This is a genomic window from Actinokineospora spheciospongiae, from assembly GCF_000564855.1.
Classification (GTDB): domain Bacteria; phylum Actinomycetota; class Actinomycetes; order Mycobacteriales; family Pseudonocardiaceae; genus Actinokineospora; species Actinokineospora spheciospongiae.
Window position 1 is genome coordinate 22,055 of sequence record NZ_AYXG01000042.1, and the last position, 16,058, is coordinate 38,112.

Sequence of the window (16,058 nt, forward strand, 5' to 3'; positions counted from 1 at the left end):
TTCCCCCGGGGTCCGTGGCCCGAATTGGGTTACTGGCGAGTAAGCTCGAACCACCCGTTCGGGTTGGCGATCCTGCCCGATGGTTGCACGTGAGCGAGGGTGGAGGCGCATGTCTGAGACGGTTCAGCAGAACGGGGTCGGCCGAGGGGCCAGGCTCCCCCGCACCGCGCGGCGGGCCCAGCTCCTCGCCGCGGCTCAGGACGTCTTCGCGGCGAACGGGTACCACGCCGCGGGGATGGACGAGATCGCCGAGCGCGCGGGCGTCAGCAAGCCGGTCCTCTACCAGCACTTCCCCGGCAAGCTCGAGCTGTACATGGCGTTGCTGGACAAGCACGTCGACGAGCTGGTCCGCCGGGTCACCGAGGCCATGGAGTCCACCACGGACAACAAGGACCGGGTGCGCAACGCGGTCGGCGCCTACTTCGGCTTCGTCGACAACGAGAGCCAGGCCTTCCGCCTGGTCTTCGAGAGCGACCTGCGCGGCGAACCGCTGGTCCAGGACGCCGTCGACCGCGCCACCACCTCCAGCGTGGACGTCATCACCGCCACCATCACCGCGGACGCGGGCCTGGACGAGGCGCGCGCCCGGCTGCTGGCGGTCGGCCTGGTCGGTGTCAGCCAGGTCGCGGCGATGGCGTGGCTGTCGGACAACCGCAGCCTCCCCAAGGAGGACGCCATCGCCCTCATCAGCAACCTGGCGTGGCGGGGCATCGGCGGCGGCTTCCCGCTGCTGCCCCCGAACGACTGAGACCACCCGCCTCCCGGCCCGCGCGACGCGGACCGGGCCGGGTGGCGCCTCAGCGGGTGGGCGCAGGCGCTGAGGCCCTGGCCAGCCGCAGGATGCGCGCCGCCAGTTCGGGGGCCCGCTCGTAGGGCAGCATGTGCCCCGCCTTCGGGTAGCGCACGAACTCCGTGTCCGGCAGCGCCCGCGCGATCACGTGCGCGTGCTCCAGCGGCGTGACCCGGTCCGCCTCCCCCACCAGCACCTGCGTCCGCACCGACCGGTACACCGAGAGCGCGGGCACGCGCGAGTGGTTGCGCAGGATGTCGCGCTGCAACGCGCCCATCGTGCCCTTGTGCGCCCGCCCGAGCTGCTCGGCCACCGCCCGGACGTCCACCAGCCGGAAGGTCGACCCGAACACCAGCCACCGCAGGAAGGCCAGCCCACCCAGCTCCTGCACCCGCGACACCCGCGGGGCCACCCGGTCGGCGAGTTCGGCGAGGGCGAGCGGTTCGGCGGAAGTCGGCTCAGCGGGGATCGGTTCGGTGGGCATCGGCTCAGCGGGGACCGGCCCGGTGGTGTTCATCCCCTCCAGCACCGCCCGCGTGCCCACCGCCGTGGACCGACCGCGCGAGCGCCGGTTCAGCACGGCCCGCACCACCGGCCGGGGCAGGCCGAAGGTCAACTGCGCCATCTCCGCCGCCGAGGTCGAGACGAACATCGCCCCGGCCAGCGACGCCGCCACCTCCGGGTGCGCCTCGGCGAGCGCCATCAGCGTCATCCCGCCCATGGAGTGGCCCACCACGACGACCCGACCCGAGGGCGCGCGGTCGGCGATCAGCTCCGCCAGGTCCGAGGCGAGCCGCGGCAGGGTGGAGCCGTCGCGCGGGCCCGCGGCGGAGCGGCCGTGGCCGCGCTGGTCGTAGCGCAGGACGCGGACGTGCGGGGCGAGGAGGGGCTCCACCACGTCCCACACCCGCAGGTCACTGGTCCACCCGTGCGCGAGCACCACGGTCACGGGCGCCGCGGCGGGGCCGGTGTCGACCACGTGCAGTGCCACGCCGTCCGAGGTGCGGAAGATGTCAGCCACGGCACGGAAGGTTACTACGGAGTAGACGGTAGACCTACTGGCGAGTAAGAACCCCGGTCCGCCTCGCCCCCGGGGAGGCGGACCGGGGCGGCTCAGGCGGTGACCCGCCGCGGCAGCTCGGCTGTGTCGAGCAACCGGGCCAGCCGGGAGGCCACCTCGTCCACCCGCTCGTAGTTGAGCATGTGACCGGCCTCCGGGTAGACCGCCAGCTCCGCGTCGGGCAGCGCGTCGGCGATGGTGCGCCCGTCGGCCACCGAGCAGAGGCGGTCGCGGCCGCCGGACAGGACGACCGCCCGCACGCCGCGGTAGACCGCCAGCGCGGGCAGCCGCTCGTGCTCGTTGAGCGAGCTGCGGAAGCCGACCATGTTCGCCGGGTTGCACCGGCCGACCTGGGCGGCGGTGGCCGCGATGTGCTCCGGGCGGGGCTTGCGCCCGAACAGCAGCCAGCGCACCCCCGGCCGGGCGAACCCGGCCAGGCGGCGGTGCAGCAGGCTGGGCCTGCGCGCCCTGGCCAGCCCCAGGTTGACCAGCTTCTCCCCGAACAGCACCGGCGCCGCCACCCAGCGCGGCAGCCCCAGCGTCAGCCGCGAGAGCCCCCCGGAGGTGGTGGCCACGAAGGCCACCCCGGCCACCCGCTCGGTGATCAGCCGGGGGTGCCGCTCGGCCAGCGCCATCAGCGTCATCCCGCCCATGGAGTGCCCGCCGAGCACCAGCGGGCCGGTCGGCGCCACGGCGGCGACCACCTCCGCCAGGTCGTCGGCGAGCCGGTCGATGGACGCCGACCCGTGCGGTGCCGACGCGGAGTCGCCGTGCCCGCGCAGGTCGAACCGGACGATCCGGTGCCCGGACAGCCGCGCCACCGCCTCGTCCCACGACGTGTGGTCCAGCGTCCAGCCGTGCAGCAGGACCAGGGTCACCGGCGCGTGCGCGGGGCCCTCGACGACGACGTTGAGCCGCACGCCGTCACTGGTCACCAGCTCGCTCACTTGACCAGCCCCGCAACCCGCCACAGCGGCATCGTGGGACCGCCGACGAGGTCCGCCTCGTCCAGGAACTTCATGATCCGCTCACCCCAGTAGTGCAGGGTCGCCCGGAAGTGCGGGTTGTTGCGCGCCACCTTCCGCGCCTTCCTCGGGTCGAGCCCCACCGCCGCGTAGACCCTGGGGTTCACCAGGCTCAGCATCACGAAGTAGGACACGACCGCGGTCAGCGCGCGGTGGTAGTTCTTGGCCAGGAACCCCGCCTGGGACATGGCCTGCACGACCTCCTGCCTGGCGAAGGTGACGTGCCTGGCCTCCTCCAGCACGTGAATCCGGTTGACCATCCGGATCAGCGGCTGGAGGGTCTCGTCGGCCATGTGCTCGCGCTGCATCCGGTCGAGCACCTCCTCGGCGACGAGGATCGCGGCGTAGGCCGACGGGCCGCGGCTGAGCGCGGGCAGCACCTTCGCCAGTTGCTTGACCCACGGGCGCGGGCCGTAGGCGGGGGCGCCGAAGCGCTTGCACGCCTTGCCGAACATGGTGGAGTGCCTGCACTCGTCGGCGATCTCGGCGAGCATGTAGTGCACGTGGTCGGTGGTCGGGTCGTGCCGGTAGACCTGCTTGAGCAGCATCTGCATGAGCAGGACCTCGAAGAAGATGCCGGTGCTGGCGATGCTGGCGATCTCGTGCTTGCCCAGCTCGATGCGCTGCTCCGGGGTCATCCGGTCCCACAGCTCGGTGCCGTAGAGGGAGATCCGGTGCTCGGGGTGGTAGTGCAGCCCGTCGGTCGTGGGGGCGTCCCAGTCGATGTCGATCAGCGGGTCGTAGAACTTGTCCGCGGAGGACTTGAGCAGCCTCCCCGCGGTCTTCTCCCGATCGGCTACCTTGGCCACCTGCGTCGCCCGGCTCATCGGCGAGTCACCCCATCTTCAGGCTTGTTCCAGCGTGCGTTACTTCCGGTAACAGTTACTTCTGGTAGCATGAATCGCATGACGGATCGTGTCAAGCGCCACAGGCAGGCAGATCCACGCGAGTCCGGAGACGCCCGCCGGGACCGGTGGAAGTCGCACCGGGCGGCCCGGCGCGAGGAATTCGTCGAGGCGGCCCTGCGCGCCCTCAACGAACACGGCCCCGACCTGGGCATGGAGCACGTCGCCGCGGAGGCGGGCGTCACCAAGCCGGTCCTCTACCGCCACTTCACCGACAAGGCCGACCTGTTCCTGGCCCTCGGCCACCGCGGCACCGAGATCCTCTTCGAGCGCCTCATCCCCGCCATGAACAGCGAGGAGGCCCCGCTCCCGCGCATCCGCAAGTGCCTGGACGCCTTCTTCTCGATCATCGAGGAGTACCCGAGCCTCTACCGCCTGCTGGTCCGCAGCACCTTCGCCGACCGCAGGATGGACGCCGACATCGTCGCCGAGGACAAGCGGGTCATCGCCAACGCGCTGTCCACCCTCCTCGGCGACTACCTGCGCGCCTTCCAGATGGACTCCGGCGGCGCCGAGGTGTGGGGCCACGGCATCGTCGGCATGGTCCAGAACGTCGGCGAGTGGTGGCTGGAGCGCCGCACCATGAGCCGCGACGCGGTGGTCGAGTACCTGACCCAGACCATCTGGGCCGCCATCGACGGCACCATGCGGGCCGACGGCTACGTGCTCGACCCGCACAAGCCGCTGGACATCAACAAGGTCATCAGACTCGGCACCACCCCCGTCGGCGACGGCGCGGCCCCCCAGGAGCGTGAGGCATGAGCACCCCCCACCCCGAGGACGACGGCTACTCCGGCCCGGCCACCCTCCTCGTCGCCGACCGGGAACTGCGGGTCTCGGTCGAACTGCGCGGCCACTTCCAGCCCATCGACGGCTACTACCGCTGGTACGGCCGCATCGCCGCCGACCCGGCCCTGTCGGAGCTGATCGGGGGCCGCAAGACCGGGGCCACCCTGCGCACCCCGGGCGGCGAGTCCCCCTGCGAGCTGTCCGACCCCGACCCGTGGGACCGCTACCGGGTCATGGGGACCAGCACCCCGCCGTTCGTGGTCCAGACGACCCTGGACCGAGCCGAGATCTGACCCGGCACGGCGAAGGCCACCGCCCCGGTCGGGGTGGTGGCCTTCGGCTTCGGCGCGCGATCAGGGGGCGAAGCCGACCTTGCGGGCGTCGGCACCACCGATCTCGACGTAGGCGACCTTGGCGGCGGCCACGACGTAGCGACGACCCTTGTCGTCGGTCAGGGCGAGGGTGCCCGACGGGTTCTTGAAGGCGTCGGCGACCAGGGCCTCGACCTGGTCAGGGGTCTGGGTGCTGTTGAGCACGAGCTCCCGCACGGTGTCCGAGACACCGATCTTGACCTCCACGCAGACCTCCGGGAATCAGAATCGAACAGCTTCCCCGCGAAGGCTAGTACGCCCGACCGCCCCCGCGCGCGAAGGGGCGCCCGGTTTCACCACGCGCGAAACCGGGCGGACCCGGTGGTGGCGCCCCCGCCGCTCAGCCGAGCCCCAGCGCCGTCATCCGCTTCCCGTGCTGCTGCTGCAACCGCCGGAACAGCGCCGCGATGCCCGCCAGGTCACCCGTCCCGGCGACGATCAGCTCGGCCAGGCCGTCGCGCTCGGCGACGACGTACTGGGCCTGGGTCAGCGCCTCGCCCAGCAGCCTGCGGCCCCACAGCGCGAGGCGGTCGCGGACCGCGCGGTCGCGGTCGATGGCGGCCAGGACCTCCCGCTCGGCGAACGCCGAGTGCCCGGTGTCGGCCAGCACGTCGAGCACCAGGGCCTTGGTCGGGTCGTCGAGCCAGGACCCGATCTCGCGGTAGAAGTCGGCGGCCAGACCGTCCCCCACGTACGCCTTGACCAGGGATTCCAGCCACGAGCGGGGGGCGGTGGAGGCGTGCCAGGTGTCGATGTGGCCGATGAACGGGCGGATGGCGTCCTCGATGTCCACCCCGTGCGCGGCCAGGTACTGCTGGATCTTGGCGTAGTGCCCCATCTCGGCGGCCGCCATCTCCGACAGCGCGGCCCGCCCGGACACCGTCGGGGCCGACCGCGCGTCCTCCGACAAGCGGTCGAAAGCGGACAGCTCGCCGTAGGCCAGCACCCCCAGCAGGTCGACGACCCCGTCCGACAACGTGCTCTCGGACACCCCGGCCTCAGCGCTCTCCATGGTTGGCAGCGTATCCGGCGGTGGTCACGGGTAGACTCACGAGGACGTCCGGCCGCGCTGAGGGATTTCGGCGATGGGCTCGGACTCGCGAGAGACCTCGGGAAACTCGCGGCGAACTACGCCGCGGACCGAGCCGAAGAGGGTGCGCGCATACCTCGCAGGCCCTCCCGCGCCCCGTACCGGCGGCGCGGTCGAGCGGCCCGACCAGGGCAGTGCGCGCTGGTATGAGAGAGGCTGATCATCCTGACGCAGGACACCACCACCGAGAACGACCCGGTCGCGCTGGAGCACAGCGAGGCGGGCGTTCCCGAAACCGACACATCGCACCCGCTGGCCGCGGGGGCCCCGGTCAGCGAGCTGGCGCCGACCTTCGCCGAGTTGGGCGTCAAGCCCGAGATCGTGCGCGCGCTGTCCGAGGCGGGCATCGAGCGCACCTTCGCCATCCAGGAGCTGACCCTGCCGCTGGCGCTGGCGGGCGACGACCTGATCGGCCAGGCGCGCACCGGCATGGGCAAGACCCTGGGCTTCGGCGTGCCGCTGCTGCAGCGGGTCACCACCCCCGGCGACGGCACCCCGCAGGCCCTGGTCGTGGTGCCGACCCGCGAGCTGTGCCTGCAGGTCACCGCCGACATCCGGGACGCGGGCAAGCACCTGGGCATCCGGGTGCTGTCCATCTACGGCGGCCGCCCGTACGAGCCGCAGGTCGCCGCGCTGACCAAGGGCGTCGACGTGGTCATCGGCACCCCCGGCCGCCTGCTCGACCTGGCCGAGCAGAAGCACCTGGTGCTGGGCAAGGTCCGCGCGCTGGTGCTCGACGAGGCCGACGAGATGCTCGACCTGGGCTTCCTGCCCGACATCGAGCGCATCCTGCGGATGGTCCCCGACGAGCGGCAGACGATGCTGTTCTCGGCGACCATGCCGGGTCCGATCATCACCCTGGCCCGCACGTTCCTCACCCGGCCCACCCACATCCGGGCCGAGGAGAACGACGCGAGCGCGGTGCACGAGCGCACCGAGCAGTTCGTCTACCGGGCGCACTCGCTGGACAAGGTCGAGGTCGTGGCCCGGTCGCTGCAGGCCGAGGGCCGCGGCCTGACGATGATCTTCACCCGGACCAAGCGGACCGCGCAGAAGGTCGCCGACGAGCTGACCGAGCGCGGCTTCGCCGCAGGCGCCGTGCACGGCGACCTGGGGCAGGGCGCGCGCGAGCAGGCGCTGCGGGCGTTCCGCTCCGGCAAGGTCGACGTGCTGGTCTGCACCGACGTCGCCGCCCGCGGCATCGACGTGACCGACGTCACCCACGTCATCAACTACCAGTGCCCGGAGGACGAGAAGACCTACGTCCACCGCATCGGCCGCACCGGCCGCGCGGGCAAGACCGGCGTGGCGGTCACCCTGGTCGACTGGGACGAGGAGCCGCGCTGGAAGTCCATCAGCGACGCGCTGGGCCTGGACAAGCCCGCCCCGGTGGAGACCTACTCCACCTCCGAGCACCTCTTCGCCGACCTGCACATCCCGGCGGGGTCGACGGGCAGGCTGCCGATGGCGCAGCGCACCCGCGCGGGCCTCGACGCGGAGCCGGAGGAGGACTTCGGCGGTCGCAAGAAGCGCGGCGGCACCCAGGAGCGCACCCGCCGCACCCGCTCCACCGGCGCCGCCCGCCGCGAGGCGGGCGAGTCCGTGCGGCCGCCCGCGGAGGACGGCAGCGGCGAGGGCGACAGCAGGCCGCGCCGCAGGCGCCGCCGCCGCGGCGGGGTCGACTCCGCCGGGGATGCGCCCGAGCAGCAGAACCAGGCCGACCAGGCCCCGGCGGGCCCGGCCGCGGACGCCCCGCAGGCGTCCGGCGAGGCGGGCGCGGACAAGCCCGCCCGCTCGCGCCGCCGTCGCCGCCGCACCGGCGGCGGCGACCAGGCCGCCGCCGAGTCGACCGCGGCCGACAGCACGGGGGCAGCAGACTAGGGGCTGTGACCCGGCTGCCCCACGACGTCGCCGTCGAGGACGTCCTCGACGGCGACGTGCCCCCCGTCCCCGCCAAGCCCACCCGCACCCGCTTCACCCGCCGCCGAGACCTGGTCGCGGCCTCCCTGCTGGTCGTGGCCCTGCTGACCGCGGCCACCCTACTCTGGCGCGACAGCGACTTCCGCGCCACGACCTCGACCACCGCCGACACCCCGGCCACCACCCCACCGGCCCCCCGGTCGGTCCCCGCGACCCTCACCGAGGTCTGGCGCGCCGACAGCCCCGCCACCCGCACCCCCACCACGGCGGGCCCCTCGGTCATCACCGGCCAGGCGGGCGACGTCCACGGCCGCGACCCCCTCACCGGCGCGATCCGCTGGACCTACCACCGCGACCTCCCCCTCTGCACCGTCGGCACGGCGTGGACCAAGGCGGTGGCCGTGCACCGCACCGACGGCGGGGCCCTCCCCGAGAGCGACCCCCGCCACCGGGGCGGGTGCAGCGAGGTCTCCAGCCTCGACGGCGCCACCGGAACCCTCGAAGCCACCCGCAACTCCGACGCCGAACCCGACACCCACCTCCTCGCGGGCGGCGCGCACCTCACCACCACCGGAACCCACCTGCTCACGACGTGGCACTCGAACCTGGTGAAGTCCCTGGAGTACGGCCTGGTCCCGACCCCGGTGAACCCGGACCGCCAACCGCGCCCCGGCTGCACCCACCGCTCCACCCTGGCCTCCGCGAACTCCATCGCCGTGATCGAACGCTGCGCCGAAGAACCCGCCGACCGGCTCACGGTCCTCAAGGCGGTCCCCGAGGACGCGGACGAACCGGAGGTCATCACCAGCCGCCTCCTCCCCACCGACCGGGCCACCCTGGTCGCCATGACCGACCACGCCACCGCGCTCGCCCTGCCCGACCCGGACCGCATCGCGGTCTACGACGAACAAGGCATCGAAGACCACTCCCACCCGCTGCCCCCGGGCGCGATCCCACAACCCCCCACCCCCCTGACCACAACCGCGATCGGCGCCTTCCACTGGTTCACCGGAACGGACACCATCGCACTGTCCACAGCAGACCTCCACCCACTGTGGACGACCCGGAACACCCTCGGCCCCGCCGCGACCCTCGCGGGCCACGCGCTGGTCCCGGTCCCCGAAGGCCTGGCGGTGATCGACCAGTCCACAGGCGAACGCGTGAACACAATCCCCGTCGACCGATCCGGGTACAAAGGACCGGTGACCATCACCAGCATCGGCCCGGTCGTCCTCGAACAACGAGGCCCGACCCTGGTGGCCCTGAGGTGAGCAGGCGGGTTCACCCGGAAGGGGGAAAGTTGTCCACACCCCTCCCAGACCCCCGAAACTGTCAGACCCCAGCGTTAGCCTTGATTCGGAACGGCGCGCGAGGCAGTGGGCTTTGTGGCAGGTGTCGGTCCCACCCCGCACCTCCCAGTTCAGCCCGCCAGCCCTGAACGCGGTCAGCACCGGGTGGCGAGCGCGGCAGGACCGGGCAGCGAGCGCGGCAGGCGCCGGGGTACGCGAGCACTGCAGAACGCAGCGAGCACCGGGGTGTGCAGCGGACGGGGTGCGCAGCGGGCAGGTCGCACAGCGGGCAGGTCGCACAGCGGGCGGGGTGAGCAGCCCACCAGCACAGCCTGCCGACCAGAGCCCGCCCCCTGCCCAGGCTCCGCCCCTCGGCAGGCCAGGCCTCGCCCGTCGACCAGACCCGAATCCCGCCCACCGGTCAGGGCCCCGGACCCACCCGCCGACCAGATCCCGGCCCGCTGCCGCCCGCCCCAGCGCCCCACCGCCCGCAAGGTCCGGGAACACCCCACCCCACCCGCCCGTGCGGCCCGCAGCACCCGATTCCACAGGCCGAGCTGGGCGGCGGCAGGCGATGTGGGCTTGAGCAGCCGATCCGGTCGGCTGGGGCGAAGCACTTGCCACCGGGGCCACCAGGGCCACCGCCACCCGCCTGCCCGTCGGCCCGTCGGCACCCGCTGCGACCCTCCTCGCACTGGCCGCCCCGCCCTTGCCCCCTGCGGCACACTCGAACCCATGCACTCACAGGTCACCCCCCACAGCGCCGAGGCAGTGACGCTCGAAGGCCGCTTCGGCCCGGTCGGGGCCCTGCGGCGGGCGGGTGCCGGGCCGCTCGTCCTCCTCGTGCCCGGGTACACCGGTTCCAAGGAGGACTTCGCCCCGCTGCTGGACCCGATCGCCGAGGCGGGGTTCGAGGTGGTGGCGATCGACCTGCCCGGGCAGATGGATTCCGCCGGGTCGGAGGCGGAGGCGGACTACCTGCCCGAGCCGCTGGGGGTGTTCCTGGCCGAGTTGGTCGAGAAGTTCGCCGCCGAGCGGTCGGTGCTGCTGACCGGGCACTCCTACGGCGGTCTGGTGTGCCGCCGCGCGGTGCTGGCGGGGGCGCCGGTGGCCGGGTTGACGCTGATGGACAGCGGCCCCGCCGACCTGCCCGTCGGGCCGCGCAGGCACATGCTGGACATCGGTGAGCCGGTGTTGCGGGACAACGGGGTGCCCGCGGTGCACAAGATCCTCGAGGTGCTCAACGGGCAGAGCCCGCGGTGGCAGCGGATGTCGCCCGCGCAGCGCGATTTCCTCGGCGCCCGGTTCCTGCGGAACAGGGCCGAGGCGCTGCTGGGCATGGGGTCCGGGTTGCGCACCGAGCCGGACCTCGTCGCCGAGTTGGCCCGGGAGTTGCGCGCCTCGAACACACCCGCGCTGGTGGTCTGCGGCGAGAACGACGACGCGTGGCCCGCGTCCGCGCAGCGGGACATGGCCGACCGGTTGGAGGCCGACTTCAGCGTGGTGCCGGACGCCGCGCACTCACCCGCGATCGAGAACCCCGAGACCCTGCTGGCCACCCTGATCCCGACGTGGCAGGCGTGGACCGGCTGATCCCGCCCCGGATCGACCAGGTGACCCCGGATCAGCCCAGCAGGGCGAGCAGAACCGAGGCACGCGGGCCACACCGAACAGGGACCGGCCGCGCCTCACCACGACACGTGCAGGCTCGCCACGCGGCCAGCATCTGGTGAGTGCTGGACAAACCGGCCTCACAAACAGCGGTCAGCACCGGTCGGATCGACTTCCCGGAGCCCTTCGCGGCCGCGCCTCACAGCGACACGCGCAGGCTCGCCGCGCGGACAGCGTCGGTGAGTGCTGGGCGAACCGGCCTCACAGACGGCGGCGAGCACCAGGCGGGCCGATTTCCCGGAGGCCTTCGCCGCTGGGGCCACGGCACAACAGCGCCGGTTCGCCGGCGGCGGGTGCCAGGCCGTCCGGTGGCGGGTGTCGAGCCGACCCGCGGCGGGCACCCCGTCAGTCGAGCAGGTGGCGGACCAGGGCGACGACCGGTTCGTGCAGGTCGGCGAGCCTGCCCGGGGCGTCCGCGGCGACCGCGGCGGTCACCAGCGCGCTGAGGCCGCCCGCCAGGAAGCGGGCCGCGAACGCCGGGTCCGGGAGGGCGCGCCAGGCCGGGTCGGCGGCGAAGCCCGCGTCGACCACCACCGCGAAGCGCTCCTGGGCGGCGAACCGGCGCTGTTGCGCCGCGGACCCGGCCGCGAAGGCCTCCAGGAAGAACGTGCGCGTCACCGGCCACTGCTCGGCCAGTGCCGCGAGGTAGGCCGAGAGCCCGCGGGCGAACCGCTCGACCGGTGGGGCGTCCTCGGCGGAGGGGACCGCGGCGGCGATCATCGCCAGGACGACGTCCGCGCACCGGTCGAGGGTGGCGAGGAAGCAGTCCTCCTTGTCGCTGAACTGCTGGTAGAAGGTTTCGCGGGAGACGTGGACGCGGCGGAGGACGTCGGCGATGGTGGCCTTGTTGTAGCCCTTCTCGGCGACGACGTCGGCCATGCCCGCGATCAGCTTGTCGCGTTGGGCGGTGCGGACGTCGTCGCGGCTCAGCCGGTGGCGGCCTCTGGGGAGGGCCGGGTACTCGCGCGGGCTCACCCGGAGAGCCTAGCCGCGCTTTGTGTACATACATGTTCGCAAAGGCTATGGTCGACGGGAACCACGCCCGGACCAGGGCGTGGAGCATCGCACAGTGAAGGGGGAAGTGACCCGTGAAGCTCATCGCGGCCGGTGTGGCCGCCTGCGCCATCGCCCTCGGCGTCGTCCTGCCCGCGTCGTCGGCCGCGGCCGACGCCTGCCCGACCCGGATGCTCTTCGAGGTCGGCGGCATGGGCGACCCGCAGGGCAACGTCTTCAACGCGGGCAACGCCGAGCTGCCCCCCGGTGTCGAGGCGACCAAGGTCGTCTACCCGGCCGAGATCTTCCCCCTCGCCCCGAAGACCCTCGACGACTCCAACGCCGAGGGCCGCGCCACCATGGATCGGCTGGTGCGCGAGTTCCACGCCTCCTGCCCCGGTTCGCGCATCACGATCACCGGCTTCTCCCAGGGCGCCCTCGTCGCGGGCGACACCCTCGGCAACCTGTCGAAGGACAACCGGATTCCGCACGACCTCATCAACGGCGTCCTCTACTCCGACGCGCGGCGGGTGGGGGTGAACGGCGGTCCCGGCGGGATCATGACCAACCTCCCCACCTTCCTCCCCGGCATCACCATGGGCGGCCCGCGCACCTTCGGCGACATCCCCGTCGTCAGCCTGTGCAACCAGAACGACGGCATCTGCCACTCCGAGAACCTCCTCACCAACCTGCTGGGCTTCGCGAACGGCATCCAGGGCTACTTCAGCGGTGCCCACAGCGCCTACGACTTCCGCCCCGTCACGCACAACGGCAGCGCGAACACCGTCTTCCCGCAGCCCCCGTTGATCCCCTACGGCCCGCCGCTGCCGCTGCCCATCCCGACTCTCTGGGAGCTCTTCAACGGCAAGCCCGCGGCGGCCGGAGCGATGAACACCTACCGGAGCGTGGTCAGCGCTGTCCTGCCGCAGGCCACCAAGGACCGGTTGGACGAATTCCCCGGTTTGGCGAGCTGACCTGATGTGGTGGGGCGGGAAGTTCCGCCCCACCACGCTTCACGACAGGGCTTCGTCCACGGCCTCGGGGGTGCGGGCGACGAAGGCGCGACCGTCGTCGGTGATGACGATCGGGCGTTCGATCAGGATCGGGTTGTCGGCGAGGATGCGCAGCCAGGTCGCGCGGTCGCGCGGCTCGGTGGCGAGACCGAGCTCCTTGGCCCTGGCTTCCTTCATCCGGGTGATGTCCCACGGTTCCCGGCCCAGCTTGCCGAGCACGTCGTCGAGTTCGGCCACCGTCGGCGGGTCGTCGAGGTACCGGCGCTCGGTGTGCTCGGGGCGGTTGTCGCCGAGCGCCGACCTGGCCGCGCGGGACTTCGAGCAGCTCGGGTTGTGCCAGATTTCCACAGCCCGATTGTGCCCGACGGGCACAGTGTCGGTGCCACTGCGTACCGTGGTCACCGTGCAAGATCAGCTCGGGTTCGACATGCCGCTGCCACGCAAACTGATCAAGGTGACCCCGTCGCGGTTGGGCACCTGGCAGGACTGCAGGCGCCGGTTCCGGATGGCCTACGTCGACCGGCCGACGCCGCCGCGGGGTGGGCCGTGGGCGCACAGCACGATGGGCGCGGTGGTGCACAACGCCCTCAAGGCGCTGTTCGACCTGCCGGTGGAGCGCCGCACACCGGACGCGGCGGCGGCGCTGGTGGGCACGCACTGGAAGGACGACGGGTTCGCCGACCAGGCCCAGTCGGGGGTGTTCCGCGAGCGGGCGGCGGGCTGGGTGCGCGACTACGTGGCCGACAGCGACGTCACCACCGACCCGGTCGGGCTGGAGCGGTGGGTGTCGGCCCCGGTGGGCACCATCGTCGCCGAGGGCCGGGTCGACCGCATCGACCAGCGCGGCGACGAGGTCGTGATCATCGACTACAAGACCGGCCGCCACGCCCTGACGACCGACGACGCCCGGGGCTCGCAAGCCCTCGCGCTCTACGTCCTGGCCGCGCGCCGCACCCTCCGCAGGCCGTGCACCAAGGTCGAACTGCACCACCTGCCCACGGGCACGGTCGCCGCCTGGGAGCACACCGACGCGTCCCTGGGCCGCCACCTCACCCGGGCCGAGGAGAGCGCCGACGAGTTCCAGCTCGCCATCGACACCCACAAGGCGGGCGGCGACCCCGACGCCCTGTTCCCCACCACCCCCGGCCGCCAGTGCGGCTGGTGCGACTTCCGCCGCAGCTGCCCCGACGGCCAAGCGGCTGGACCGGCGCTGGACCCATGGGCGATGCTTGCCCCGTGACCGGCCCGACTGATCGCCTGCCCCGCGAGGACGTGACCACGGTGGAGATCCCGCGCGTCCCCGACGACCCCACCCCCGAACCGGCCGAGGAGACCCCCACCCCGCGCTCCGGCTTCTGGCGCGAACTCTCCGGCGCCCTCGCCGCGGGCCTGCTCGTCCTCGCCATCGTCGTCCTGACCATCCAGGTCGTCGACCAGGCCCAGGGCATGCCCGGCCCCGGCGTCCTCGTGGTCATCGCCCACTTCCTGTGCGCCGCCGCCGCCCTCGCCCTGCAACGCCAGGCCGACCGCAGGCGCGGACCGCAGGCGGGCCTGATGATCCTGCTGATCGGCGTCGTCACCGGGATCGCGGTGTGGTTCTTCTGGTGGGCGTGAGTTGTCCACAGGCACCGACCGGAAACCCGGAAATGTCGGTGCTCGCGGGTAGCCTTGATTCGGAACGGCGCGCGAGGCAGTGGGCGGTCTGGCAGGTCGGCCACGCGCACGGGCCGCGCTCGAGTTGACGCAGGTCCCGCTCAGCCGCAGCCAAGCCGCGACGGACCTGTCCGGTCGCAGGGGGTGCCGAGCCGCAATGGGCCTGTCTGAACGCGCGGGGTGCCGAGCCGCGATGGACCTGTCTGGTCCCGCGGAGATCGGGTAGCGCGATACCGCCAGGGACTCGGTGCCGCGATGCCGCCAGGGCTGTCGTCGCTGGTCGGCACGGCCGGAGTGGTGGTCGCCTTTGGTGTTGATGCGGTCGGTGCCGCTGGAGTGTGCCCAGCGGGTGATGTGCGTCGGTTGGGCCTGCCGGATCGTGGAGTGACCAATCGGTTCGGCTCGGACGCCTGCCGTTCGGCTCGGGGGTGGGCGGCCGGGTCCGGTGTGGGCTAGGACGAGCCGGAGATGAAGCCGCGGACGGAGTCCGCGACGAGCTGGACGGCGATGGCGGCGAGCAGCAGGCCCGCGATCTTGGCCAGGAGCAGGATGCCGCTGTCCTTCACCACTCGGATGACCACGCCGGAGTAGCGCAGGCACAGCCACAGGATCAGGTGGACGGTCAGGATCGCGGCGGCCAGCGCCAGGTAGGAGCCCAGGTGCCCGTCGGCCTGGCGGACGAAGACGATGGTGGCGGCGATGGCTCCGGGGCCCGCCAGCAGCGGCGTCCCCAGCGGCACCAGGGCGACGTTGACGTCCTCGACGGCCTCGGGTTCCGTCGCGCCGCGGCCGGTGAGGAGGTCCAGGGCGATGAGGAGGAGCAGGAGGCCGCCCGCGCCCTGCAGGGCGGGGATGCCGATGCCCAGGTAGGACAGGATGGCCTCGCCGCCGATGGCGAAGAGGCTGATCACGCCCAGTGAGACCAGCACGGCTTGGCGGGCGGCCCGGGCGCGGGCCTGCTTGGACTTGCGGCCGGTGAGGCTGAGGAAGACCGGCACGGTGCCGGGTGGGTCCATGATCACCACCAGGGTGATCGTCGCCTCGGCGAAGAGGGCGGGCAAGGACATGTCGGACCTCCTCGGGTGGGTGGTGGCCGCGGGGTGGCGGGCGGTCGCCGCCACGTGCGGCGGGGGTGTGCGGGGCCGTGTGGCGGGGGTTGCGGGAATCAGGTCGACGGGGTGGGCGAGGGCAGTGTGGCTGGCGGTGGCCGCACCGGCAGCGCGAGGTGGGGGGTGTTCACGCTGCTGGGGTGGGTGCGGACCACGTCCGTGGGAGCGGGGTGGACGGCAGCGGGGAGCTGGACAGGGCCGAAATCGGAATGCCGCTGACGGAAAACACGGCGGGCATCAATGGCCCCGGATCGAAGTCATCGGGGAGCGCACCGGTGGCGGGCTGGCGGTGGCGGGCTGGCGGTGGCGGGCTGGCGGTGGCGGGCTGGCGGTGGCGGGCTGGCGGTGGCGGGCTGGCGGTGGCGGGCTGGCGGTGGCGG

The 16,058-nt window shown here is 72.8% G+C and carries 17 protein-coding genes; 9 read left to right on the forward strand and 8 right to left on the reverse strand.

Annotated features, from left to right (window positions below):
* Positions 1 to 109: 109 nt before the first annotated feature.
* A complete protein-coding gene (locus UO65_RS05195; protein WP_035279281.1) occupies positions 110 to 748 on the forward strand; it encodes a TetR/AcrR family transcriptional regulator in 639 nt (212 codons plus the stop codon).
* A 49-nt stretch (positions 749 to 797) separates the two neighbouring features.
* Here UO65_RS05195 and UO65_RS05200 read toward each other — a convergent pair whose 3' ends face one another.
* From UO65_RS05200 to UO65_RS05210, 3 genes are all read right to left on the reverse strand, one after another.
* Positions 798 to 1,811: an alpha/beta fold hydrolase gene (locus UO65_RS05200; RefSeq protein WP_035279283.1), complete on the reverse strand. Its 1,014-nt coding sequence runs from the start codon at positions 1,809 to 1,811 to the stop codon at positions 798 to 800.
* Between the two features lie 92 nt (positions 1,812 to 1,903).
* Positions 1,904 to 2,797: an alpha/beta fold hydrolase gene (locus UO65_RS05205; RefSeq protein ID WP_035279285.1), complete on the reverse strand. Its 894-nt coding sequence runs from the start codon at positions 2,795 to 2,797 to the stop codon at positions 1,904 to 1,906.
* Positions 2,794 to 3,702, reverse strand: a complete 909-nt coding sequence (locus UO65_RS05210) for an AurF N-oxygenase family protein (RefSeq protein ID WP_035279287.1) — start codon at positions 3,700 to 3,702, stop codon at positions 2,794 to 2,796. The genes UO65_RS05205 and UO65_RS05210 overlap by 4 nt, the downstream gene beginning before the upstream one ends.
* Before the next feature lie 69 nt (positions 3,703 to 3,771).
* Here UO65_RS05210 and UO65_RS05215 point away from each other — a divergent pair, with 69 nt between their 5' ends.
* Positions 3,772 to 4,542 (forward strand): TetR/AcrR family transcriptional regulator, encoded by a 771-nt coding sequence (locus UO65_RS05215; protein ID WP_035279289.1) that lies wholly within the window; start codon positions 3,772 to 3,774, stop codon positions 4,540 to 4,542.
* Positions 4,539 to 4,862, forward strand: coding sequence for a DUF4873 domain-containing protein (locus UO65_RS05220; RefSeq protein ID WP_035279291.1), 324 nt, complete (start codon positions 4,539 to 4,541; stop codon positions 4,860 to 4,862). The genes UO65_RS05215 and UO65_RS05220 overlap by 4 nt, the downstream gene beginning before the upstream one ends.
* Before the next feature lie 60 nt (positions 4,863 to 4,922).
* On the opposite strand, the gene UO65_RS05225 is transcribed toward UO65_RS05220, so the two are convergent.
* Positions 4,923 to 5,147 carry a DUF3107 domain-containing protein gene (locus UO65_RS05225; RefSeq protein WP_035279292.1) on the reverse strand — a complete coding sequence of 75 codons (225 nt, stop codon included), beginning with the start codon at positions 5,145 to 5,147 and terminating at the stop codon, positions 4,923 to 4,925.
* A gap of 133 nt (positions 5,148 to 5,280) precedes the next feature.
* Complete coding sequence (locus UO65_RS05230) at positions 5,281 to 5,952, reverse strand: ferritin-like fold-containing protein (protein WP_035279293.1); 672 nt, start codon at positions 5,950 to 5,952, stop codon at positions 5,281 to 5,283.
* 234 nt (positions 5,953 to 6,186) lie between these two features.
* Between UO65_RS05230 and UO65_RS05235 the strand changes: the two genes are divergently transcribed.
* From UO65_RS05235 to UO65_RS05245, 3 genes are all read left to right on the forward strand, one after another.
* Complete coding sequence (locus UO65_RS05235) at positions 6,187 to 7,911, forward strand: DEAD/DEAH box helicase (protein ID WP_084175332.1); 1,725 nt, start codon at positions 6,187 to 6,189, stop codon at positions 7,909 to 7,911.
* 5 nt (positions 7,912 to 7,916) lie between these two features.
* Positions 7,917 to 9,221, forward strand: a complete 1,305-nt coding sequence (locus UO65_RS05240) for an Rv3212 family protein (protein WP_052020760.1) — start codon at positions 7,917 to 7,919, stop codon at positions 9,219 to 9,221.
* 753 nt (positions 9,222 to 9,974) lie between these two features.
* Positions 9,975 to 10,832 (forward strand): alpha/beta fold hydrolase, encoded by an 858-nt coding sequence (locus tag UO65_RS05245; RefSeq protein WP_035279295.1) that lies wholly within the window; start codon positions 9,975 to 9,977, stop codon positions 10,830 to 10,832.
* A 423-nt stretch (positions 10,833 to 11,255) separates the two neighbouring features.
* On the opposite strand, the gene UO65_RS05250 is transcribed toward UO65_RS05245, so the two are convergent.
* Positions 11,256 to 11,885, reverse strand: coding sequence for a TetR/AcrR family transcriptional regulator (locus tag UO65_RS05250; protein ID WP_035279296.1), 630 nt, complete (start codon positions 11,883 to 11,885; stop codon positions 11,256 to 11,258).
* A 113-nt stretch (positions 11,886 to 11,998) separates the two neighbouring features.
* Here UO65_RS05250 and UO65_RS05255 point away from each other — a divergent pair, with 113 nt between their 5' ends.
* Positions 11,999 to 12,877, forward strand: a complete 879-nt coding sequence (locus UO65_RS05255) for a cutinase family protein (RefSeq protein WP_035279297.1) — start codon at positions 11,999 to 12,001, stop codon at positions 12,875 to 12,877.
* A 39-nt stretch (positions 12,878 to 12,916) separates the two neighbouring features.
* Here UO65_RS05255 and UO65_RS05260 read toward each other — a convergent pair whose 3' ends face one another.
* Positions 12,917 to 13,264 (reverse strand): ArsC/Spx/MgsR family protein, encoded by a 348-nt coding sequence (locus tag UO65_RS05260; protein ID WP_035279300.1) that lies wholly within the window; start codon positions 13,262 to 13,264, stop codon positions 12,917 to 12,919.
* Between the two features lie 79 nt (positions 13,265 to 13,343).
* Between UO65_RS05260 and UO65_RS05265 the strand changes: the two genes are divergently transcribed.
* Complete coding sequence (locus tag UO65_RS05265) at positions 13,344 to 14,156, forward strand: RecB family exonuclease (RefSeq protein WP_200873315.1); 813 nt, start codon at positions 13,344 to 13,346, stop codon at positions 14,154 to 14,156.
* Positions 14,153 to 14,530: a hypothetical protein gene (locus UO65_RS35565; protein WP_052020761.1), complete on the forward strand. Its 378-nt coding sequence runs from the start codon at positions 14,153 to 14,155 to the stop codon at positions 14,528 to 14,530. The genes UO65_RS05265 and UO65_RS35565 overlap by 4 nt, the downstream gene beginning before the upstream one ends.
* Before the next feature lie 491 nt (positions 14,531 to 15,021).
* On the opposite strand, the gene UO65_RS05275 is transcribed toward UO65_RS35565, so the two are convergent.
* Positions 15,022 to 15,636, reverse strand: coding sequence for a MarC family protein (locus tag UO65_RS05275; RefSeq protein WP_035279303.1), 615 nt, complete (start codon positions 15,634 to 15,636; stop codon positions 15,022 to 15,024).
* Between the last annotated feature and the right edge of the window lie 422 nt (positions 15,637 to 16,058).

Excerpts from the sequence above, each read along its gene's own strand:
- UO65_RS05230 (WP_035279293.1), bottom strand. The coding sequence starts at position 5,952 with ATGGAGAGCGCTGAGGCCGGGGTGTCCGAGAGCACGTTGTCGGACGGG.
- UO65_RS05210 (WP_035279287.1), bottom strand. The coding sequence starts at position 3,702 with ATGAGCCGGGCGACGCAGGTGGCCAAGGTAGCCGATCGGGAGAAGACC.
- UO65_RS05245 (WP_035279295.1), top strand. The coding sequence starts at position 9,975 with ATGCACTCACAGGTCACCCCCCACAGCGCCGAGGCAGTGACGCTCGAA.
- UO65_RS05220 (WP_035279291.1), top strand. The coding sequence starts at position 4,539 with ATGAGCACCCCCCACCCCGAGGACGACGGCTACTCCGGCCCGGCCACC.
- UO65_RS05275 (WP_035279303.1), bottom strand. The coding sequence starts at position 15,636 with ATGTCCTTGCCCGCCCTCTTCGCCGAGGCGACGATCACCCTGGTGGTG.
- UO65_RS05215 (WP_035279289.1), top strand. The coding sequence starts at position 3,772 with ATGAATCGCATGACGGATCGTGTCAAGCGCCACAGGCAGGCAGATCCA.
- UO65_RS05265 (WP_200873315.1), top strand. The coding sequence starts at position 13,344 with ATGCCGCTGCCACGCAAACTGATCAAGGTGACCCCGTCGCGGTTGGGC.
- UO65_RS05195 (WP_035279281.1), top strand. The coding sequence starts at position 110 with ATGTCTGAGACGGTTCAGCAGAACGGGGTCGGCCGAGGGGCCAGGCTC.